Genomic DNA, 19,837 nt, shown 5'->3' with positions numbered 1-19,837 from the left:
CTAATGAACGCGAAATTTTCCCCTTCGCTGATGTGCATGGATTTAACCCGCTTTCGCGAACAGATTGAGGCGATGAATAGCACGGCGGCGTTTTATCACGTCGATATTATGGATGGCAGCTATGTAAAAAATATTACCCTGTCGCCGTTCTTTATCGAAAATCTGCGCAAGCTTACCGAAGTGCCGATCGACGTGCATCTCATGGTTAACCATCCGGAAGATATTATTCCGATGTGTATAGATGCCGGTGCGGATATTATTAGTTTTCATCCGGAAACGGCGAATAATAAAATATTTCGCCTGTTGAATCAGATTAAAGACGCCGGGCGCCGCTGCGGCGTGGTATTAAACCCAGCAACGCCGGCTGACAGCATTCGTGAATATGCGCATTTGCTGGACAAAGTGACGGTGATGTCGGTTGATCCCGGTTTTGCCGGCCAGAAATTTATACCGGAGACGCTGGATAAAATTCGGCAACTGATTCGCCTGCGTGAAGAGCATGGCTATCACTATCTGACCGAGATCGACGGTTCATGCAACGCACGCACCTTCCGGCAAATTGCGGCCTCGGGCGTGGATGTGTTTATCGTCGGCACCTCCGGCCTGTTCAGCCTGGCTGATGATGTGGCTGAAGCCTGGCAGAAAATGGAAGCGGTGTTCGCCGCCGAAACCGCTGCCTGATCGCCACCGGCGGCAAGGTGGCCGCCGGTTTCTCCTGCCTTACCCTGCGCGCTGTCCGTGTTCAAAATGACAAGTAAAATAGCCCTAATGGGATAGGCTCTTAAACCAGCCGCTGCGGATGGGTATAGACGCTCGCCCGGCCGGGCCGGCTGAAGCCCACCAGCGTCAGGTTACAGCGTTCGGCAATCTCCACCGCCAGCGAGGTGGCGGCAGAGACGACGAACAGGATCTCGGCGCCGCACATGGCGGCTTTTTGCACCATTTCATAGCTGGCGCGGCTGGAAACCAAAATCGCCCCTTGTTGCCAGCCCTGTTTGGCGCGCACGCCCAGCAGCTTATCCAGCGCCACGTGGCGGCCAACGTCTTCGCAGCCGCCCAGCAGCTCGCCCTGTGGTGTAATCCAACCGGCGGCATGGGTGCAGCCGGTCAGTTGGCCGACCTGCTGCACGTCCTGTAGTTGGGCCAATGCGCCATCAAGCCGGCTGAGCGTGAAGGTTTGGCTAAATGGCAGCGGCGCCAGCGGGCGGAAGATATCGGCCAATTGCTCAATGCCGCAGACACCGCAGCCGGTGCGCCCGGCCAAAGCCCGGCGGCGTTCTTTCAGGCCGGCGAAGCGGCGGCTGGAAAGCTCAATGTTCACTTCCAGGCCGTGGCAGGTGGCGGCGATATCCATGCCGTAAATCTCGTTTGGCGAAGCGATAATGCCTTCAGACAGGGAAAAGCCAACGGCGAAGGCCTCCAGATCCTTGGGTGTGCACATCATCACCACGTGAGAAATGCCGTTGTAGACCAGCGCCACCGGCACTTCTTCCGCCAGCCAGTCCTGCCCGGCCGCCGCCAGGTCATCGCGTTGAAATACCTGGCGCTGGATGGCGCCGGCGAGCCCGGGCGCGCTGGTTGTGGGTTCTGCGTCTATATTATTCACTGACTTGGCACCTCGGCATAACACCCATAACTCCCCTGTGGTAATGTGGCGTCAAATAATGTCTCTGCCTTTATCTTAGCGCTGTAACCCGATAAAGGTGTATGCACAATGTGATTATTGCCCGGCGCACAGGGCACTGCGCCAGCATGAGCCAACAGGAAAATAAACGCTGATGAGCATTCGTATCGTTCCTAAAACGCCGTCAGAGGCACCGGGCGTCAAGTCTACGGCGGCGCACGCCATTCCGCCGTTACTGTTCGCTAACCTGAAAAGCCTCTACCGCCGCCGGGCGGAACGCCTGCGCACGCTGGCGGAAAATCATCCGCTGGGGGATTACCTGGAGTTTGCTGCGACCCTGGCCGAAGCGCAGCACAATGCCCTGCACGATAACCCGCTGCAGCTGGATCTGAGCGAAGCCCTGGCGCAAGGCGCGCGCAGCGGCAAACCGCCGCTGGACATCAGCGTGTTTGCGCGCAGCGGCCATTGGCGCACGCTGTTGGCTTCGCTGATCGCCGAACTGCGCCCGCAGGCGCCGGAACATATTCTGGCGGTGCTGGATAATCTGGAAAAGGCGTCTGTCACGGAGCTGGAACTGTTGGCAGATGGTTTGCTCAACCGCGAATTTAGCCAAATCGGCAGCGATAAGGCGCCTTTCATTTGGGCGGCGCTTTCCCTGTACTGGGCGCAGATGGCCAGCCTGATCCCAGGCAACGCCCATGCCGAAGACGGCGAGCACCGCCAGTTTTGCCCGGTGTGCGGCAGTATTCCGGTTTCCAGCGTGGTGCACATGGGCACGGCGAACGGCCTGCGTTACCTACACTGCAACCTGTGTGAAAGCGAATGGCACGTGGTGCGGGTCAAGTGCAGCAACTGCGAGCAGACGCGCGATATCAATTACTGGTCGCTGGGCAGCGAGCAGGCGGCGGTGAAGGCGGAAAGCTGCGGCGATTGCGGCACCTACCTGAAAATTCTTTATCAGGAGAAAGATCCGCAGGTTGAAGCGGTGGCCGACGATCTCGCGACACTGATCCTGGATGCCAAAATGGAAGATGAAGGGTTCGCCCGCAGCAGCATCAATCCTTTCCTGTTTCCCGGCGAATAAGCGGCTTCTTCCTTTATGCGGTTGCCATGTGGCAAATCGGGCCGCATCTCTGGCAAACGCCAGGGTGACTTGCTACGGTTAGGCATAGATGTGTGGTAGCAAAGGAAAGGGACGATGTTAACAACATGCGTAAAATTCGCCACGGTGGTCTGGCTGGCCGGCGCCCTGGTTGCCTGCGACAACCCGGACAGCAAAAAGCCGGAAATCCCGAAGCCGGAGCCTAAACCCATCGTGACTCAGCCCGCCGCGCCGCCGGTTGCGCCGGTGGCCGTCAGCGTGCCGCAGGCCGGCCTGCCGGTTTCCCTGCAGCAAGGGCGCATCACCTTTGAATTGCCGCCGGGCTTTAGCGATCAGACCAAATACAGCGGTATTATCAACGACAGCAGGTCCACGATTCAGCTGTTCCTGGACAGCAAATCGCGCCAGCGCACCGTCTCTTCCGAGGTGATCCCGCCGGAAGGGATGAAGCTCAGCAGCAGCGATGCGATGCTGAAAGAACTGATGCAGAGCATGATTACCGAGCTGGCGGATCGTTATCAGAATATCAAGAAGACCCGGGAAGAGAGCTTTAGCGTCGGCAAACAGCGCTTTCGCCGCCTGGACAGCGAACAGAACGTCAGCGGCCAGCAGGTGGTCTCCACCATTGTGGTGACGGTATTCAACCAGCGCGTGGTCACGTTACAGATCCTGTCGCCGGCCAAAACGCCGCAGGCGCATCAGGCACTGGTGCAGCGGATTATTGAAACCATGGTGGTCAAATAACCCGGATAGTAAAGCTATCCCCGGATCGAGGAGCGACTGATGAAGCTGATCGGCAGTTATACCAGCCCGTTTGTGCGCAAGATTTCCGTGCTGCTGCTGGAAAAAGGGCTGGTGTTTGAATTCGTCAACGATCCGCCGTACGACGCGGGTAGCCAGGTTGCGGCCTTCAACCCGCTGGGCAAAGTACCGGTGCTGGTGGCCGATGACGGCGAGCTGTTTTTTGATTCCCGCGTGATTGCCGAATACCTTGAGCTGCAGCAGGCAGCGCCGGCGTTCCTGCCGGCCGATCGCCTGGCGGCGCTGCGTATCCGCCGCGTCGAGGCGCTGGCGGATGGCGTGACCGAAGCCGCCGCCATGCTGTTTCGCGAAAGCAAGCGCGCGCCGGAGAAACAGGATGAAAACGGGATGCTGCGCCAGCGCCAAAAGCTCACGCAGGGGCTGGATGCGCTGGAAGCGTTGGCGCAGCAAAAAACGTTGCTCAACGCCGAACAGCTCACGCTGGCGGATATCGCCACCGGCTGTGCGCTGGGCTATTTGAATTTTCGCCGCATCGTGCCGAACTGGTGCGTTTCCCGCCCGGCGCTGATCAAGCTGGCCGAGCGGCTGTTCAGCCGCGAAAGCTTTGCCCGCACCCTGCCGCCCTGATCGGCAGGGCGGTGATACGAGACACCCCTCAGGCAAAACCGCGCCGGCTTAGCTGCCCACGGGGTAAAACTGTGACCCCCTTCCAAGAGTTGATCATTATTTCTGCCTGATGGGCGCTTCCTGCCTAAGCTTGCTATAGAGATTTTTCCCAGATTCTGATTCTTGCAACTTCATATACCACTGTATTAGCGGCCGCCCCGCGATACTGCTTACTGCCTGCGGGCGGTAATCATGATGCTGCGTAAAAGGAGACAGAACATGGCAACCCACACCACTGCAACCCAGATCACCCCAGAAAACACCGGTTTTCCGCTCAAGCTGAAAAAACGTTACGACAACTTTATTGGCGGTGAATGGGTGCCGCCGGTTCAGGGGGAATATTTCACCAACCTGACCCCGGTTACCGGCCAGGCGCTCTGCGAGGTGGCCAGTTCCAGCTCGCACGATGTCGATCTGGCGCTGGATGCGGCGCACCGCGCCAAAGCCGCCTGGGGCAAAATGTCGGTACAGGATCGCGCCAACCTGCTCAACCGCGTGGCAGACCGCATGGAGGAAAACATCGAGCTGCTGGCGGCGGCGGAAACCTGGGACAACGGTAAACCGATCCGCGAAACCCGCAACGCCGACGTGCCGCTGGCCATTGACCATTTCCGCTACTTCGCCGCCTGCGTGCGGGCGCAGGAGGGTGGCATCAGCGAAATTGATTCGGAAACCGTCGCTTATCACTTCCATGAACCGCTGGGGGTGGTGGGGCAAATTATCCCGTGGAACTTCCCGCTGCTGATGGCCTGCTGGAAAATGGCGCCGGCGCTGGCGGCGGGCAACTGTATCGTGCTCAAGCCCGCCAAGCTGACCCCGCTGTCGGTGCTGGTGCTGATGGAGTTGGTGCAGGATTTGCTGCCGCCGGGGGTGATCAACGTGGTCAACGGCGCCGGCGGCGAGATCGGTGAATATCTGGCCACCTCGAAGCGCATCGCCAAGGTGGCGTTTACCGGTTCCACCGAAGTGGGCCGCCAAATCATGAGCTACGCCACGCAGAACATCATCCCGGTTACGCTGGAGCTGGGCGGCAAATCGCCAAACATCTTCTTTGCCGACGTGATGGATAAAGAAGACGCGTTCTTTGATAAGGCGCTGGAAGGGTTTGCGCTGTTTGCCTTCAACCAAGGGGAAGTTTGCACCTGCCCGAGCCGTGCGCTGGTGCAGGAATCGATCTACGAACGCTTTATGGAGCGCGCGATCAAACGGGTTGAAAGTATCCGCAGCGGCAACCCGCTGGACAATCATACCCAGATGGGTGCGCAGGTGTCGCAAGGGCAGTTGGATACCATCCTCAACTATATCGATATTGGCAAGCAAGAAGGCGCCCGGGTGCTGACCGGCGGCCGCCGCAAGGCGTTGGAAGGCGGGCTGGACGGCGGCTACTACCTGGAGCCTACCATCCTGTTCGGCAAAAACAGCATGCGGGTGTTCCAGGAAGAGATCTTCGGCCCGGTGCTGGCGGTGACCACCTTCAAGGATATGGATGAAGCGCTGGCGCTGGCCAACGATACCGATTATGGCTTGGGCGCCGGGGTGTGGAGCCGCAACGGCAACGTGGCCTACCATATGGGGCGTAACATCCAGGCCGGGCGCGTGTGGACCAACTGCTATCACGCCTACCCGGCGCACGCGGCGTTCGGCGGCTACAAACAGTCGGGGATTGGGCGCGAAACCCACAAGATGATGCTGGATCACTACCAGCAGACCAAATGCCTGTTGGTCAGCTACTCGGAAAAAACGCTCGGTTTGTTCTAACCGCCGCACCCCATGTTTTGCTTGCATGGCCCCTGCCGTTGGCTGGGGCCATTTTGTTGGCGGCAGCGCCGCAATAGCGCGTTTGGCTTGTCGCCGGCAGCGCCGCTCTATACCCTTTGGGGTTTGGAACCTACGACGAGGCCAGCGGCAAAGGGCGTTGATGAGCAATAAAATCGGCTGGATAGATAATCTGCGCGCCTTGGCGTGCCTGATGGTGGTGATGATTCATGCCACCACCTATTACGTGACTCACGGCATGGCAGTAGGCGAGACGCCCTGGGATGTGGCCAATGCGTTGAATGCGCTGTCGCGCGTTGCCGTGCCGCTGTTCTTTATGATTTCCGGCTACCTGTTTTTCGGCGAACGCAGCGCCAGCCGCCGCCACTTTAGCCGCATCGCCTGCTGCATTGCGTTTTATAGCGCCGTGGCGCTGATTTATATCGCGCTGTTTACCCGCATCGGTTTCTGGCCCTCGCTGCGCGGTATAGTGCAAAAGCCGGTGTTCTATCACCTGTGGTTTTTCTACGCCATCGCGGTGATTTACCTGCTCTCGCCGCTGATTTGCGTCAAGCCGGTGGCCGGGGGCTATCTGGTGGCGGCGCTTGCCGTGCTGGCGGTAATTGCCAATCCCAATACCCCGGCGTTAAACGCCGGCCACGCATCGTTATTGCCGGTGAATCTGTATATCAACGGCGATACGTTCTATTACCTGCTGTATGCGTTGGCCGGGCGGGCGATCGGCATGATGGATACCCAGCGGCGTGGCGCCAGCCTGCTGGCGGCGTTGGCGTTTGTGGTATGCGTGGTGTTGATCATCGCCGGCACCAAGCGCCAGCTGTTTATCAACCGCAACTTCGCCGATACCTTTTACATTTACAGCGGCCCGCTGGTGTTTATTGCCGCCGTCGCGCTGCTGGTGTGGTGTAAAAACTGCCTGCCGGAGCCGATCGGCTGGCTGGGGCTATTTTCCCGCCATTCACTGGCGATCTACGGTTTCCACGCCATTATCATCAATGCGTTGCGCAGCGGCCATCTGACGCTGAGCGCCTATCCGGTGCTGGATATCTTTTGGGTATTCGGCGCGGCGTTGGGGCTGAGCCTGCTGCTTTCCGCCGGCTTGCAACACATCGATAAACGGCGGCTGGTTTCCTGAAGCCTACGCCGTCTGCGGCCAGCGCTGCTGGGCTCGGCGTAACTGCCGGCCGGAAGAGAACCCGGCGGCGAGGGCGGCCTTTTCCAGCCCGTAGCCCTGCTGCAGGCGTTGCTGCGCTACCGCCAGCCGCAGTTGCTCATGGTATTCACGCACGCTGATGCCAATGTGGTGGCGGAACAGCCGCGCCAGGTGGCGGCTGCTGACGTGAGCCTTGTCTGCAACCTGGGCGACCGACCATTCGGCTTCCGGCTCGGCGGCCATCACGTCCTGCGCGCGGTGCACTGCCGGGTGCAGGTGATTACGGTAGCGCAGCCAGGGCGACAACTGCGGATCGTCCCCGGAACGGCGGAAATACACCACCATTTCTCGTGCCACCGCCAGCGCTGCTGTGGCGCCACAGTGGCGGCCGATCAGATGCAAAGCCAGATCGATGCCTGCGGTAATGCCCGCGCTGGTATATATGCTGCGATCTTCGACAAAAATACGGTTTTCTTTTACCAGCGCCGCCGGCGCCTGCTGGCGCAGGCGAGCGATCACCTCATGATGCGTGGTGCACTGGTAGCCGTCGAGCAACCCGGCCTGCGCCGCCAGCAGCGCGCCGGAACAGATGCACACCAGTGTGATGCGTTGTTCGTGCAGCGCCGGCAGAAGTTGCTGCAGCCACTGGCGCGCCAGCGCGGCTTCCTCATTGGCGAAAAAGGCGCTGGAGTCGGTTACGCCGGGCAGCACCAGAATATCGCCGTCCGCCAACCGTGGCGGCAACGGCTGGAGCTGGCCCAGCGTCATACCGATGGAACAGGTGATCTGCGGGCACGGGCTGATATAGCGCAAGGCGAACTGCCCGCTTAGGCGCAGGGTTTCCGCCGGGCCGCTGACGTCCAGCGACAGCACGTTGGGCAGCAGTAAAAAGTAAACGGTTTGGGTCATCAGGGTTCCTGGCGCAGATCCTCCAGCGCCCGATCGACGCTGGCGAGCTGGGCGAAACGGCCGGCCAGCACCGTTTCAGTATGCCGCTTTAGCTGTGCCGTGGTAAAGCTCGCGCCGTCCGGGTGCTGCATGGGGAAGGTGAGCGTAGCCTCGGTGACGAAGGTCACCCGGTAGCCCAGATCGGACGCCACCCGGGCGGTGGTTTCGCAGCACTGTTCGGTACGCAAACCGGCGATGATCAGGTGCCTGACGCCTCGCTCCCGCAGCCAGGCGTCAAGGCCGGAATCGGTCAGGGCGTTGTGAACTCGTTTGTGTACCGTCACATCCGCCTGATGCTGCAGGAACGGCAAGCGCTGCACCAACCCGGACGCCAGGGAAAAGGGCCCCTGCGGCGCAACGTGGAACACATCGACCAGCGCCACGCCCTGCTGTTGACAACCGGCGATGAGCCGCTGCAGGTTGGCGGTGAATAATGGCAGATCATCTTCCTGCCAGAATGGCCGGTGCAGGAAAGAGTGTTGAACATCAATGATTAACAGTGCGCTGTGTGGCATTTTCGGCCCTCCGCCGTGTGGGATTAAGCCTATCATGCGCGGCTTTCCACAACGGAAGAAGGCCAAAAACGGCCATCATGATGACACCAACGGACCCTTGGTTAACGGCAGCAGGCAGCGATACAGCTCGCGGAAGGTCGTGCGCTGTTCGGCATAACGCGCATGGCGCTCGCTATCCGGTTGGTGAACCTGTTCCAGCGGCAGTTCCGGCAGCAGTTCGCTCAAGGGGCGCTGCGGGTTGAGGGCAATCTGCGCCAGCCGCGCCGCGCCCAGCGCCGGGCCGACGTCGCCGCCGGTACGGTATTCCAGCCGCTGGCCGCTGATGTCCGCCAGCATTTGGCGCCAGTACGGGCTGCGCGCGCCGCCGCCGATCAGCCGGATGCTGGTGGGCTGCAGGCCGCTGGCGTGCAACACATCCATCCCGTCGGCCAGCGCAAAGCCCACGCCTTCCAACACGGCGCGCGCCAGATCGTTCGGGCCATGCTGATGAGTCAGGCCCCAAAAGGCGCCCTTGGCGTTAGGGTTGTTGTGCGGCGTGCGCTCGCCGGAAAGGTAGGGCAGGAACCACAGGGGCACCTCTGCCGGTTCGGCCTGCTCGACGTTGCGCAGCAGGGTGGCTACGTCCGCCACCTGGGTTAATTTGCATACCCAGTCCAGGCAGGAAGCGGCGCTCAGCATCACCGACATCAGGTGCCAGGTGGCGGGCAGCGCGTGGCAGAAGCTGTGCACGGCGCTGGCCGGGTTGCTAAGGAAGCCGTCGCTGACGGCGAAATAGACCCCGGAAGTGCCGAGCGACAGCATCGCCTGGCCGGCCTGGTATAGGCCCACGCCCACCGCCCCGGCGGCGTTATCGCCGCCGCCGGCCACCACCGGCACCGGCTGTATCCCCCAGCGTTTGGCCAGTTCCGTATGCACCTGGCCGGTAATCTGGTTGCCTTCAAACAACGCCGGCATCTGATCGCGCGTCAGCCCGCAGGCGGCGAGCAGTTCATCGCTCCAGGCGCGCTGCGCCACGTTGAGCCACAGGGTGCCGGCGGCGTCGGACATATCGCTGGCGAATTCGCCGGTGATACACCAGCGCAGGTAGTCTTTCGGCAGCAAGACTTTGTCGATCTGGCTAAATATCTGCGGCTCATGCCGTTTAACCCACAGCAGCTTCGGTGCGGTAAAGCCCGGCATCATCAGATTGCCGGTGATGGCGCGCGCGTTCGGCACCGCCTGTTCCAGCGCCTGGCACTCGGCCGCGCTGCGGCCATCGTTCCATAAAATGGCCGGCCGCAGCACCCGCTGCTGTTTGTCCAGCAGCGTGGCACCGTGCATTTGGCCGGTCAGGCCGATGGCCTTGACCGCCTGCAGATTATGCTGTTTCGCCAGCGCCAGCATGGCGCGGTCGGTGGCTTTCCACCAGTCCTGCGGCGATTGCTCCGACCACAGCGGATGAGGGCGTGAGATCGGCAAGGGTTCGCTTTGGCTGGCCAGCAACTGCCCCTGTTCGTCGAGCAGAATGGCTTTCACGCCAGAGGTGCCAAGATCGATGCCAATGTACATGAGCGCGTATCCTTCAAAGCGTGGGGCCGCCGGGCGGCAAGGCGCGCCAGCACCCTGCCGTGGCCCTCGGGGGTTTAATACAACGGCGGGCAACGCCGCCGGATGGGGCTAACCGAACAGATAGCGGTTGACCAGGTTTTCCAGTTTTTCCTGGTGGCCGCTTTGGTGCTGCGGTGCCAGAGCCTGTTGTTCAGCGTACTTCGCCAGCGCATCAAGCGACAGTTTTCCCTGCAAAATTTGCTGGCCCAGTTCACTGTTCCAGCCGGCGTAGCGCTTGGCGACCTGCTGATGCAACTGGCCATCTTCGACCATCTTCGCCGCCACTTTCAGCGCCAGCGCCATGGTGTCCATCGCGCCGATGTGGCCGTAGAACAGATCGTATTTATCGGTGCTCTGGCGGCGCACCTTGGCGTCGAAGTTCAGGCCGCCGGTGGTGAAGCCACCCGCCTTGAGGATTTCGAACATCACCAGCGCATTTTCCTCCACGCTGTTCGGGAACTGATCGGTGTCCCAGCCAAGCTGCGGATCGCCGCGGTTGGCGTCAACCGAGCCAAAAATACCCAGTGCGATGGCGGTGGCGATTTCATGATGGAACGAGTGGCCGGCCAGGGTGGCGTGGTTGGCTTCAATATTGAGTTTAATCTCTTTTTCCAGCCCGAACTGCTTAAGGAAGCCGTACACGGTAGCGACGTCGTAGTCGTATTGGTGCTTGGTCGGCTCCTGCGGTTTGGGTTCAATCAGCAGCGTGCCCTGGAAGCCGATTTTGTGTTTGTGCTCCACCACCATCTGCATAAAGCGGCCGATCTGTTCGCGTTCCTGGCGCAGATCGGTGTTCAGCAGGGTTTCATACCCTTCGCGCCCGCCCCACAGCACGTAGTTTTCGCCGCCGAGCTTTTTCGTGGCGTTCATGGCGGTAAACACCTGGGTGGCAGCCCAGCAGAACACGTCCGGATCCGGGTTGGTCGCCGCGCCGGCGCCGTAGCGCGGGTGGGTGAAGCAGTTGGCGGTGCCCCACAGCAGCTTAACGCCGCTGCTCTGCTGCTTCTCGGCCAGCACGTCGCTCATCACCGCAAAGTTGTTCAGGTATTCTTTCAGCGATGCGCCTTCCGGCGATACGTCAACGTCGTGGAAACAGTAATAAGGCACGTTGAGCTTGTGGAAGAACTCGAACGCTACGTCGGCCTTTAATTTAGCCAGCGATAGCGCATCGCCCGGCTGTTGCCACGGGCGATCGAACGCGCCTACGCCGAACATATCCGCGCCGGTCCAGCAGAAAGTATGCCAATAGCAGGCGGCAAAGCGCAGATGATCGGCCATGGTTTTGCCAAGGATGATCTCATCCGGGTTGTAATGGCGGAATGCCAGCGGGTTGGTGCTGCCGGTGCCTTCATAGCGGACGTGTTCGAGCTTTTCAAAATAGGATTGCATTCTTGACTCCTTAATTGACAGAACCCTGCGTACGGGATACTGCCTCATCTTCGGAGTTCATTGCCGGCTGCTCAATTACGTTATTTCACACTTAAATGCACAGAATTATTAAATGTGCGCAAGATCCCATAATGACGATAAAACATAGCCGGAGAGAGACAAACGGGATGTTTCTATTTAGCCGCGTGAAAGTCTCTGGGTGAAAACGTGATCGCCACCATAAAAACAACATTAAACCAAAAAACATAATTGGTGGGTAAAAATCAGTAATTGCTGAATTCGAAATAAGCGTCAACAATTCGCAGGACGTTATCAAAAAAGCCTGTTTCAATTATTACCCCTACACATTCAATAACAAAGGTATATAAGATGAAATTCAAGCACATTTTCCTCTCTGCCTGCGCTCTCCTGGTGCTGGCCAGCCAGCCGGGGTTCGGTAAAGAAATAAAAATCGGTATGGCGATCGATGATTTGCGCCTGGAACGCTGGCAAAAAGATCGCGACATTTTTGTGAAAAAGGCCGCGTCGCTGGGGGCGGACGTGTTTGTTCAGTCCGCTAACGGCAATGAAGAAACCCAGATGGCGCAGGTTGAGAACATGATCAACCGTGGCGTCGACGTGCTGGTGATCATCCCTTACAACGGCCAGGTGCTGAGCAACGTGATCGCCGAGGCGAAGCGCGAAGGCATCAAAGTGTTGGCTTACGATCGCATGATCAATAACGCCGACATTGATTTCTATATCTCGTTCGACAACGAAAAGGTGGGCGAAATGCAGGCGCAAAGCCTGGTGGAACGTGTGCCGCAGGGCAACTACTTCCTGATGGGCGGCTCGCCGGTGGATAACAACGCCAAGCTGTTCCGCAAGGGGCAGATGAACGTGCTGCAACCGCTGATCGACAGCGGCAAGATCAAGATAGTGGGCGATCAGTGGGTTGACGCCTGGCTGGCGGAGAACGCACTGAAGATTATGGAAAACGCCCTGACCGCCAACAACAACCATATCGATGCGGTGGTGGCCTCCAACGATGCCACGGCGGGCGGCGCTATCCAGGCGCTGGCGGCGCAGGGGTTGGCCGGCAAGGTGGCCATTTCCGGCCAGGATGCCGATCTGGCGGCGGTCAAACGCATCGTGGCCGGCACCCAGACCATGACGGTGTACAAGCCGATCAGCAAACTGGCGGATGAAGCGGCGGATATCGCCGTGCAGCTGGGCAAGGGCGAACAGCCGAAATCCAATAGCGTATTGAATAACGGCAGCCGCGATGTTCCCGCCTGGTTGTTGACGCCAATCGCGGTGGATAAATCAAATATCGACAGCACCGTTATTGCCGATGGCTTCCATAAAAAATCCGATATTAATTAATTTTCATTTGGCGCAGTAATACGGAGGGAATAATGCCCTGCCTGTTGGAAATGAAAAATATCACTAAACAGTTCGGCGTGGTAAAAGCCGTGGATAACGTCAGCCTGCAATTAGACGCGGGCCAGGTATTATCCTTATGTGGTGAAAATGGATCGGGTAAATCCACTTTAATGAAAGTGCTGTGCGGAATATATCCGCACGGCAGTTACCAGGGGGAGATTTATTTTTCCGGGGATTTATTAACCGCAAAAACCATTCGTGATACTGAACAAAAGGGCATCGCCATTATTCACCAGGAGCTGGCGCTGGTGAAACAAATGACGGTGCTGGAAAACATGTTTCTCGGCAGCGAGTGGGGCCGTTTCGGGCTAATGGATTATGACGCGATGTTCCTGCGCTGCCAGCGTATGCTGGCGCAGGTCAAGCTGGCGGTGGATCCCCACACTCGCGTCGGCGAGCTGGGGCTGGGGCAGCAGCAACTGGTGGAGATCGCCAAGGCGTTGAACAAACAGGTGCGTTTATTGGTGCTGGATGAACCGACCGCATCGCTGACGGAAAACGAAACCGCCACGCTGTTGGCGATCATCCGCGATCTGCGCGATCACGGCATTGCCTGCATTTATATTTCGCACAAGCTCAATGAGGTAAAAGCGATCTCGGATCTGATCTGTGTGATCCGCGACGGCAAGCACATCGGCACCCGCGCGGCGGCCAGCATGAGCGAGGATGACATCATCGCCATGATGGTCGGGCGCGAGCTGACCGAACTGTACCCCCAGGAGCCGCACGATATCGGCGAGGTGATCCTGCAGGTGGAAAACCTCAGCGCCTGGCACCCGGTGAACCGCCACGTGCGCCGGGTTGACGATGTTTCCTTTACCCTACGGCGTGGCGAAATCCTCGGCGTTGCCGGGCTGGTCGGCTCCGGCCGCACCGAGACCATGCAGTGCCTGTTCGGCGCTTATCCCGGCCGCTGGGAAGGGCGTATCACCATCGACGGGCAGCCCGCCACCATCAACAACTGCCGCCAGGCGATGGAATACGGCATCGCCATGGTGCCGGAAGATCGCAAACGCGACGGCATCGTGCCGGTGATGGGAGTGGGCGCCAACATGACGCTGGCCGCGCTGGGGGATTTCAGCGGCAGGCTCACCACGCTGGACGACGCCCGTGAGCAGGCCACCATTCAGCAGTCGCTGGCGCGGCTGCGGGTGAAAACCTCTTCGCCGGAGCTGGCGATCGCCCGGCTGAGCGGCGGCAATCAGCAAAAGGCCATCCTGGCGAAATGCCTGTTGCTGAACCCGAAAATCCTGATTCTGGATGAGCCGACGCGCGGCATCGATATCGGTGCGAAACAAGAAATCTACAAGCTAATCAATCAATTGGTGCAGCAAGGTATCGCGGTGATCGTCGTGTCTTCCGAACTGCCGGAAGTGCTGGGGCTAAGCGATAGAGTGTTGGTGATGCACCAGGGGCAGATTAAGGCTTCCCTGACTAACCGCGGCCTCACACAGGAGCAGGTGATGGAAGCGGCTTTGCGGAGTGAAACACATGTTGAAAAGCACAGAGTCTGAAGCAAGCCTGTCGGCAGCGGCAGAGAAGCAACCGCTGCTTAAACGCAGCCCGATTAACCTGCAGGTGTTCGTGATGTTGGCGGCGATCGTCGTCATTATGCTGTTCTTTACCTTTACCACCGACGGCGCCTACCTGAGCGCGCGCAATATTTCCAACCTGCTGCGCCAGACGGCGATCACCGGCATCCTGGCGGTGGGCATGGTGTTCGTGATTATTTCGGCGGAGATCGATCTGTCGGTGGGATCGATGATGGGGTTGTTGGGGGGCGCGGCGGCGATCTTCGACGTCTGGTTTGGATGGCCGCTGCCGTTGACCATCGTGGTGACGCTGGTGGCGGGGCTGCTGCTGGGGGCATGGAACGGCTGGTGGGTCGCCTATCGCAAGGTGCCCTCGTTTATCGTCACCCTGGCCGGGATGCTGGCGTTCCGCGGCATCCTGATCGGCATCACCAATGGCACCACGGTGTCGCCGATCAGCAGCGCGATGTCGCAGATCGGCCAGAGCTATCTGCCGGGCGGCGTGGGCTTTGGCATCGGCGCGATCGGCCTGATGGTGTTTGTGGCCTGGCAGTGGCGGCAGCGCAGCCGGCGCGCGCAGCTTGGCCTGCCGGTGGTCGCGGCGCGTGGCGATGTGGCCCGGCAGAGCATCCTGGCGGTGATTGTGCTGGGTGCCGTTTATCTGCTGAACGACTACCGCGGCGTGCCGACGCCGGTGCTGATCCTCACCGCCCTGATGCTGGCCGGGATGTTCATGGCCACCCGTACCGCCTTTGGCCGGCGGATTTACGCCATCGGCGGCAATATCGACGCCGCGCGCCTGTCGGGGGTAAACGTTGAGCGCACCAAGCTGGCGGTATTCGCCATCAACGGCCTGATGGTGGCGATTGCCGGGCTGATCCTCAGCTCGCGCCTGGGCGCCGGTTCGCCTTCCGCCGGCAACATTGCCGAACTGGACGCCATCGCCGCCTGCGTGATCGGCGGCACCAGCCTGGCCGGCGGCATCGGCAGCGTGGCGGGGGCGGTGATGGGGGCGTTTATTATGGCGTCGCTCGACAACGGCATGAGCATGCTGGATGTCCCCACTTTCTGGCAGTACATCGTGAAAGGCAGCATCTTGCTACTGGCGGTGTGGATGGATTCCGCAACCAAACGGCGGGTGTAAAAAGCGCGCTGGCTCACAGTTATCGCGCAATTATTCCAGCTCTCTGGCCGGCGTGTGCTATCCAGAGAGCCGGGCTGTGTCCCGCCATCGTGCGTGAGAGCCGCTGGCGGCTATTGGGCCGCGCTTCTGCGTTGCTCGCCGTTTAATTGGGGCCGGCCAAACTGCACGGTTCGCGCCTTGATATCTTTATAAATGGCTACTCACTGCCGGCTCTCGCGGGCTTTGCCCGCGTGTTTTCCAGGAGTGTACACCATGTTCGAGAAGCGCTACCGCATCACGTTACTGTTCAACGCCAACAAAGTGTATGACCGCCAGGTTGTGGAAGGCGTCGGCGAGTATTTGCAGGCATCGCAGTGTGACTGGGACATTTTTATCGAAGAGGATTTTCGTTGCCGTATCGATAACATCAGGGAGTGGTTGGGGGATGGGGTGATCGCCGATTACGACGATCGCGAAATTGAACGCCTGTTGGCAAACGTGAATGTGCCGATCGTCGGCGTTGGCGGCTCTTATCACTGCCCCGAGGATTACCCGCCGGTGCATTATATCGCCACCGATAACGCCGCGCTGGTCGAAGCGGCCTTTATGCACCTGAAGGAAAAGGGGCTGAACCGCTTTGCCTTTTACGGTTTGCCGATTGAGGGCGGCAAGCGCTGGGCGCAGGAGCGCGAGCATGCCTTCCGCCAACGGGTGGCGGCCGAGCAATATCAGGGGGTGGTGTACCAGGGTATGGCCACCGCGCCGGAAAACTGGCAGTACGCCCAGAACCGCCTGGCTGACTGGGTGCAAACGCTGCCGCAGCAAACCGGCATTATCGCCGTGACCGATGCCCGCGCGCGCCATCTGTTGCAGGTGTGCGAGCACCTGGACATTGCGGTGCCGGAAAAACTGTGCGTGATCGGCATCGATAACGAAGAGCTGACGCGCTACCTGTCGCGGGTGGCGCTCTCTTCGGTGGCGCAGGGATCGCGCCAGATGGGCTACCGCGCCGCCAAACTGCTGCACCAGTTGCTCAATGGGCAACGGCCGCCGCTGCAGCGCATTCTGGTGCCGCCGGTGAAGGTGATTGAACGCCGCTCCACCGATTTCCGTTCACTGCGCGATCCGGCGGTGATTCAGGCGATGCACTACATTCGCTACCACGCTTGCAAAGGCATCAAGGTGGAACAGGTGCTGGATGCGGTGGGCATGTCGCGTTCCAATCTGGAAAAGCGCTTCAAAGACGAAACGGGCCAGACCATCCACAACATGATCTATCAGGAAAAACTTGAGCGCGCCCGCAACCTGTTGACGGCCACCTCGCTGGCGATTAACGAGATTTCGCAGATGTGCGGCTATCCGTCGTTGCAATATTTCTATTCGGTGTTCAAAAAGGGCTACGGCACCACGCCCAGGGAGTATCGGGCGCGGTTTGGCGAAGTGGGGTACTGAACAGCGGTTCAGGGATGGGCCGAGTCATAAAGCCAACACACCTGCAACTTGAAGGATGACGTGTATAAATCATATTTCTGTCATTACGGCTCCCTATAGTGGCGTTGCTTTTACCTTTGTGTACAGATAAAAATCAGGGAGCCTGAAATATGCATATAACAAAAACACGCCTGGCGCTGTTGGCCGCCTGCATGATGTGCAGCCAGCCGCTGTGGGCACAGCAAGAAGTTTCCGCCGAGCTGGCCGGGCATGCCCTGCTGCCGGTGAAATCCACTGTGGCCACGCCCGCCGATGCGCCGGTGGATCTGCAGCAGAGCGGCAAGTACACCAGCGGCCAACGGGTGACGGAACTGGGCAGCGTGCCGGGGAAATCCGCCGATCGCTTAACCGGCATCGGGTTGCCGATTAACGGCCAGCCGCTGCAAGGCCATTCCGGCATCAAACACATGCCGGATGGCACTTACTGGGTGCTGACCGACAACGGCTTCGGCAGCAAGGCCAACTCGCCGGATGCCATGCTGTATCTCAACCATTACAACATCGATTTCAAGGCCGGCAACGTCACGCCGCTGAAGACCGTGTTCCTGCACGATCCGGATAAAAAAGTGCCGTTCCATATCGTCAACGAGAGCACGGAAAAACGCTATCTGACCGGCAGTGATTTTGATCCGGAAAGCTTCCAGTTTGCCGGTGGCGCGCTGTGGATCGGCGATGAGTTCGGCCCGTATCTGATCAAGGCCGATCTTGACGGCAAGATACTGGCGGTATTCGACACCCTGGTCGACGGCAAGATCGTGAAATCCCCCGACAACCCGACGCTGACCCTGCCGGGTACGCCGAATAGCAAGCTGAACTTCCAGGTGTCACGCTCCAAAGGCTTTGAAGGCATGGCCGCCTCGCCGGATGGCAGCAAGCTGTATCCGCTGTTGGAAGGCGCACTGTGGGATGGCGAGCAGTTTGAAAACGTTGACGGCAAGCGCTACCTGCGCGTGCTGGAATTTGACGTCAAGCAGCAGCAGTGGACCGGCCGCAGCTGGCGGTATGTGCTGGAAGACAACCAGAACGCGATTGGCGACTTCAACATGATTGACGCTACGCACGGGTTGGTGATTGAGCGTGATAACGGCGAAGGCACCGAAGATAAAGCCTGCGCCAACGGCGCGGCGACCGCCAACTGCTTTAGCGACGTGGCGAAATTCAAGCGCGTGTACCGCATCGCGTTTTCCGATGCCAACGTCGGCAAGCCGGTGGACAAACAGGCCTATATCGATCTGCTCAAGATTAAAGACCCTAACGCCGTGGCGCGTAAGCCGCTGAACAACGGCGTGTTCACCTTCCCGTTCTTTACCATTGAGAACGTCGACGTGGTGGACGGCAGCCATATCATCGTTGGCAATGACAACAACTTCCCGTTCTCCTCCAGCCGCCTGCCCAACGTGGCGGATGACAACGAGTTTATCTTGTTAGAGGCGAAGGGCTTGCTGCAGCCGTAATCGGCAATGGTATAAAAACCCATTTGGAAGAATGCCGTTCACTTAAAGCTTATGTGGCTTGTAGCTGAACGGATACTTAAGGGGTATATAGAGCACCGAACGATCGTATCGTCGGTGCTTTCTTTTTTCCGGAGGAATAAAAGCCTTACGTTTTTTATCATTCCTTTCAGATTGTTAGGTATATAGCCCGTTGCGCCTTTGCTACCGATCCGTACCTGCGATATCAGGGTGCTCAGCGCCGTGGGGATTTTTTCGCCCGCTGGTGATATAAAATCACTTGCCCCGGGCGGTTGCTGCCCGCCGGGGCGCGCCGCATTGTAGAGCCGCCTGGAGCAGGGAATCATGACCAACGCACCGCACCGTTTATTGCCGCCGAAAACGCCGCTGACCAGCCACCAGCTTTCACGACTGCACACCTTTGAGGCGGCCGCGCGCCTGGGCTCGTTTGCGCAGGCCGCCGATGAGCTGGCCATTACCCCCAGTGCGGTCAGCCACCGTATCAACCAACTGGAGGCGGCGCTGGGCTTTCGGTTGTTCCAGCGCTTTCACCGCCGCATCGCTTTGACATTGGAAGGCGAACGGGTGTTCTGGCGCCTGAGGGCCTCGCTCGATAACATCAACCAGGAAATTCTCGACATTAAAAGCCAGGCGCTTTCCGGTTTACTGACCGTCTATTGCCGTCCGTCGATTGCCCAGTGCTGGCTGGTGCCCAGGCTGGCCGATTTCGCCCGCCGTTATCCGGCCATCAGCCTGAATATTCTGACCGGCAACGAGCGGGTAAACTTTAGCGGCGCCGGGGTCGATCTGGCCATCTACTTTGACGACCAACCGCCGGAAAATCTGGCCTGTGTGCCGCTGATGGCGGAATCCATCTTGCCGGTTTGCAGCCCCGACTATGCCCGGCGCTTTGGCCTGACTGGCCGGCCGGAAAAGCTGGCCGGTGCCGCGTTGCTGCACGATCGCCAGGCGTGGAGCGATGATTCGGGCAGCGGTGAATGGCACGCCTGGGCGGCGCATTTCGGCATGGCGCTGGATAGCGCCCAGCCGGGAATGGGGTTTGATCGTTCGGATCTGGCGGTGATCGCCGCGATCAATCACGGCGGCGTCGCCATGGGGCGGCAGCGGCTGGTCAGCGCATGGCTCGCCAGCGGCGAACTGGTGGCGCCGTTTCCGGGCATGGCGATGCCGTGCGCCCAGCGCTACTACATCGCCACCCCGTCGGAGCGCCGGTGGCCGAAAATCGCGGCTTTCAGCGATTGGTTGAGGGCGGTCGCCGAGAACGGCTGATGC

The 19,837-nt window shown here is 59.5% G+C and carries 17 protein-coding genes; 12 read left to right on the top strand and 5 right to left on the bottom strand.

Annotated features, from left to right (window positions below):
• The first annotated feature begins 3 nt into the window (after window positions 1-3).
• The gene (alsE, locus tag ACN28Q_RS11315) at window positions 4-681 is read left to right on the top strand and encodes a D-allulose 6-phosphate 3-epimerase (RefSeq protein ID WP_095846438.1); all 678 of its coding nucleotides are present in this window, start codon (window positions 4-6) and stop codon (window positions 679-681) included.
• A 100-nt stretch (window positions 682-781) separates the two neighbouring features.
• On the opposite strand, the gene fdhD is transcribed toward alsE, so the two are convergent.
• Window positions 782-1,597, bottom strand: a complete 816-nt coding sequence (gene fdhD / locus ACN28Q_RS11310; RefSeq protein ID WP_413541193.1) for a formate dehydrogenase accessory sulfurtransferase FdhD — start codon at window positions 1,595-1,597, stop codon at window positions 782-784.
• A gap of 181 nt (window positions 1,598-1,778) precedes the next feature.
• On the opposite strand from fdhD, the gene fdhE reads away from it, so the two are divergent.
• From fdhE to ACN28Q_RS11285, 5 genes are all read left to right on the top strand, one after another.
• A complete protein-coding gene (fdhE, locus tag ACN28Q_RS11305; protein WP_095846436.1) occupies window positions 1,779-2,708 on the top strand; it encodes a formate dehydrogenase accessory protein FdhE in 930 nt (309 codons plus the stop codon).
• 114 nt (window positions 2,709-2,822) lie between these two features.
• Window positions 2,823-3,470, top strand: a complete 648-nt coding sequence (locus ACN28Q_RS11300) for a DcrB-related protein (protein WP_095846435.1) — start codon at window positions 2,823-2,825, stop codon at window positions 3,468-3,470.
• 39 nt (window positions 3,471-3,509) lie between these two features.
• Complete coding sequence (locus ACN28Q_RS11295) at window positions 3,510-4,115, top strand: glutathione S-transferase (RefSeq protein WP_095846434.1); 606 nt, start codon at window positions 3,510-3,512, stop codon at window positions 4,113-4,115.
• A 258-nt stretch (window positions 4,116-4,373) separates the two neighbouring features.
• The gene (gene exaC / locus ACN28Q_RS11290) at window positions 4,374-5,912 is read left to right on the top strand and encodes an acetaldehyde dehydrogenase ExaC (RefSeq protein WP_095846433.1); all 1,539 of its coding nucleotides are present in this window, start codon (window positions 4,374-4,376) and stop codon (window positions 5,910-5,912) included.
• Between the two features lie 160 nt (window positions 5,913-6,072).
• Complete coding sequence (locus ACN28Q_RS11285) at window positions 6,073-7,065, top strand: acyltransferase (RefSeq protein WP_095846432.1); 993 nt, start codon at window positions 6,073-6,075, stop codon at window positions 7,063-7,065.
• Window positions 7,066-7,068: 3 nt separating this feature from the next.
• Here the strand turns inward: ACN28Q_RS11285 and ACN28Q_RS11280 are convergent, their stop codons facing one another.
• The 4 genes from ACN28Q_RS11280 to xylA all read right to left on the bottom strand — a co-directional run bounded on the left by ACN28Q_RS11280 (window position 7,069) and on the right by xylA (window position 11,522).
• Complete coding sequence (locus ACN28Q_RS11280; protein ID WP_095846431.1) at window positions 7,069-7,992, bottom strand: GlxA family transcriptional regulator; 924 nt, start codon at window positions 7,990-7,992, stop codon at window positions 7,069-7,071.
• Window positions 7,992-8,546: a cysteine hydrolase family protein gene (locus ACN28Q_RS11275; protein WP_095846430.1), complete on the bottom strand. Its 555-nt coding sequence runs from the start codon at window positions 8,544-8,546 to the stop codon at window positions 7,992-7,994. The genes ACN28Q_RS11280 and ACN28Q_RS11275 overlap by 1 nt, the downstream gene beginning before the upstream one ends.
• 75 nt (window positions 8,547-8,621) lie before the next feature.
• Entirely contained in the window at window positions 8,622-10,094 is a 1,473-nt protein-coding gene (gene xylB, locus ACN28Q_RS11270) for a xylulokinase (RefSeq protein ID WP_095846429.1), read from the bottom strand.
• Window positions 10,095-10,202: 108 nt separating this feature from the next.
• Window positions 10,203-11,522 carry a xylose isomerase gene (gene xylA, locus ACN28Q_RS11265; protein WP_095846428.1) on the bottom strand — a complete coding sequence of 440 codons (1,320 nt, stop codon included), beginning with the start codon at window positions 11,520-11,522 and terminating at the stop codon, window positions 10,203-10,205.
• A gap of 369 nt (window positions 11,523-11,891) precedes the next feature.
• Between xylA and xylF the strand changes: the two genes are divergently transcribed.
• From xylF to dsdC, 6 genes are all read left to right on the top strand, one after another.
• A complete protein-coding gene (gene xylF / locus ACN28Q_RS11260; protein ID WP_095846427.1) occupies window positions 11,892-12,887 on the top strand; it encodes a D-xylose ABC transporter substrate-binding protein in 996 nt (331 codons plus the stop codon).
• Between the two features lie 32 nt (window positions 12,888-12,919).
• Entirely contained in the window at window positions 12,920-14,461 is a 1,542-nt protein-coding gene (locus ACN28Q_RS11255) for a xylose ABC transporter ATP-binding protein (RefSeq protein ID WP_095846426.1), read from the top strand.
• Complete coding sequence (xylH, locus tag ACN28Q_RS11250; protein WP_095846425.1) at window positions 14,439-15,623, top strand: xylose ABC transporter permease XylH; 1,185 nt, start codon at window positions 14,439-14,441, stop codon at window positions 15,621-15,623. Before ACN28Q_RS11255 ends, xylH begins: the two co-directional genes overlap by 23 nt.
• A gap of 252 nt (window positions 15,624-15,875) precedes the next feature.
• Window positions 15,876-17,054 (top strand): D-xylose utilization transcriptional activator XylR, encoded by a 1,179-nt coding sequence (xylR, locus tag ACN28Q_RS11245; protein ID WP_095846424.1) that lies wholly within the window; start codon window positions 15,876-15,878, stop codon window positions 17,052-17,054.
• Window positions 17,055-17,203: 149 nt separating this feature from the next.
• Complete coding sequence (locus ACN28Q_RS11240) at window positions 17,204-18,547, top strand: esterase-like activity of phytase family protein (protein ID WP_095846423.1); 1,344 nt, start codon at window positions 17,204-17,206, stop codon at window positions 18,545-18,547.
• A 342-nt stretch (window positions 18,548-18,889) separates the two neighbouring features.
• Window positions 18,890-19,834, top strand: coding sequence for a DNA-binding transcriptional regulator DsdC (dsdC, locus tag ACN28Q_RS11235; protein ID WP_095846422.1), 945 nt, complete (start codon window positions 18,890-18,892; stop codon window positions 19,832-19,834).
• The last annotated feature ends 3 nt before the right edge of the window (window positions 19,835-19,837 follow it).

It is taken from the genome of Gibbsiella quercinecans (genome assembly GCF_002291425.1).
Lineage (GTDB): Bacteria > Pseudomonadota > Gammaproteobacteria > Enterobacterales > Enterobacteriaceae > Gibbsiella > Gibbsiella quercinecans.
This window is presented reverse-complemented; position numbering and strand designations above follow the sequence as displayed.

Coding starts and splice junctions, on each gene's coding strand:
- alsE (WP_095846438.1), top strand. CDS start 4: ATGAACGCGAAATTTTCCCCTTCGCTGATGTGCATGGATTTAACCCGC.
- fdhE (WP_095846436.1), top strand. CDS start 1,779: ATGAGCATTCGTATCGTTCCTAAAACGCCGTCAGAGGCACCGGGCGTC.
- ACN28Q_RS11300 (WP_095846435.1), top strand. CDS start 2,823: ATGTTAACAACATGCGTAAAATTCGCCACGGTGGTCTGGCTGGCCGGC.
- ACN28Q_RS11295 (WP_095846434.1), top strand. CDS start 3,510: ATGAAGCTGATCGGCAGTTATACCAGCCCGTTTGTGCGCAAGATTTCC.
- exaC (WP_095846433.1), top strand. CDS start 4,374: ATGGCAACCCACACCACTGCAACCCAGATCACCCCAGAAAACACCGGT.
- ACN28Q_RS11285 (WP_095846432.1), top strand. CDS start 6,073: ATGAGCAATAAAATCGGCTGGATAGATAATCTGCGCGCCTTGGCGTGC.
- ACN28Q_RS11280 (WP_095846431.1), bottom strand. CDS start 7,992: ATGACCCAAACCGTTTACTTTTTACTGCTGCCCAACGTGCTGTCGCTG.
- ACN28Q_RS11275 (WP_095846430.1), bottom strand. CDS start 8,546: ATGCCACACAGCGCACTGTTAATCATTGATGTTCAACACTCTTTCCTG.
- xylB (WP_095846429.1), bottom strand. CDS start 10,094: ATGTACATTGGCATCGATCTTGGCACCTCTGGCGTGAAAGCCATTCTG.
- xylA (WP_095846428.1), bottom strand. CDS start 11,522: ATGCAATCCTATTTTGAAAAGCTCGAACACGTCCGCTATGAAGGCACC.
- xylF (WP_095846427.1), top strand. CDS start 11,892: ATGAAATTCAAGCACATTTTCCTCTCTGCCTGCGCTCTCCTGGTGCTG.
- ACN28Q_RS11255 (WP_095846426.1), top strand. CDS start 12,920: ATGCCCTGCCTGTTGGAAATGAAAAATATCACTAAACAGTTCGGCGTG.
- xylH (WP_095846425.1), top strand. CDS start 14,439: ATGTTGAAAAGCACAGAGTCTGAAGCAAGCCTGTCGGCAGCGGCAGAG.
- xylR (WP_095846424.1), top strand. CDS start 15,876: ATGTTCGAGAAGCGCTACCGCATCACGTTACTGTTCAACGCCAACAAA.
- ACN28Q_RS11240 (WP_095846423.1), top strand. CDS start 17,204: ATGCATATAACAAAAACACGCCTGGCGCTGTTGGCCGCCTGCATGATG.
- dsdC (WP_095846422.1), top strand. CDS start 18,890: ATGACCAACGCACCGCACCGTTTATTGCCGCCGAAAACGCCGCTGACC.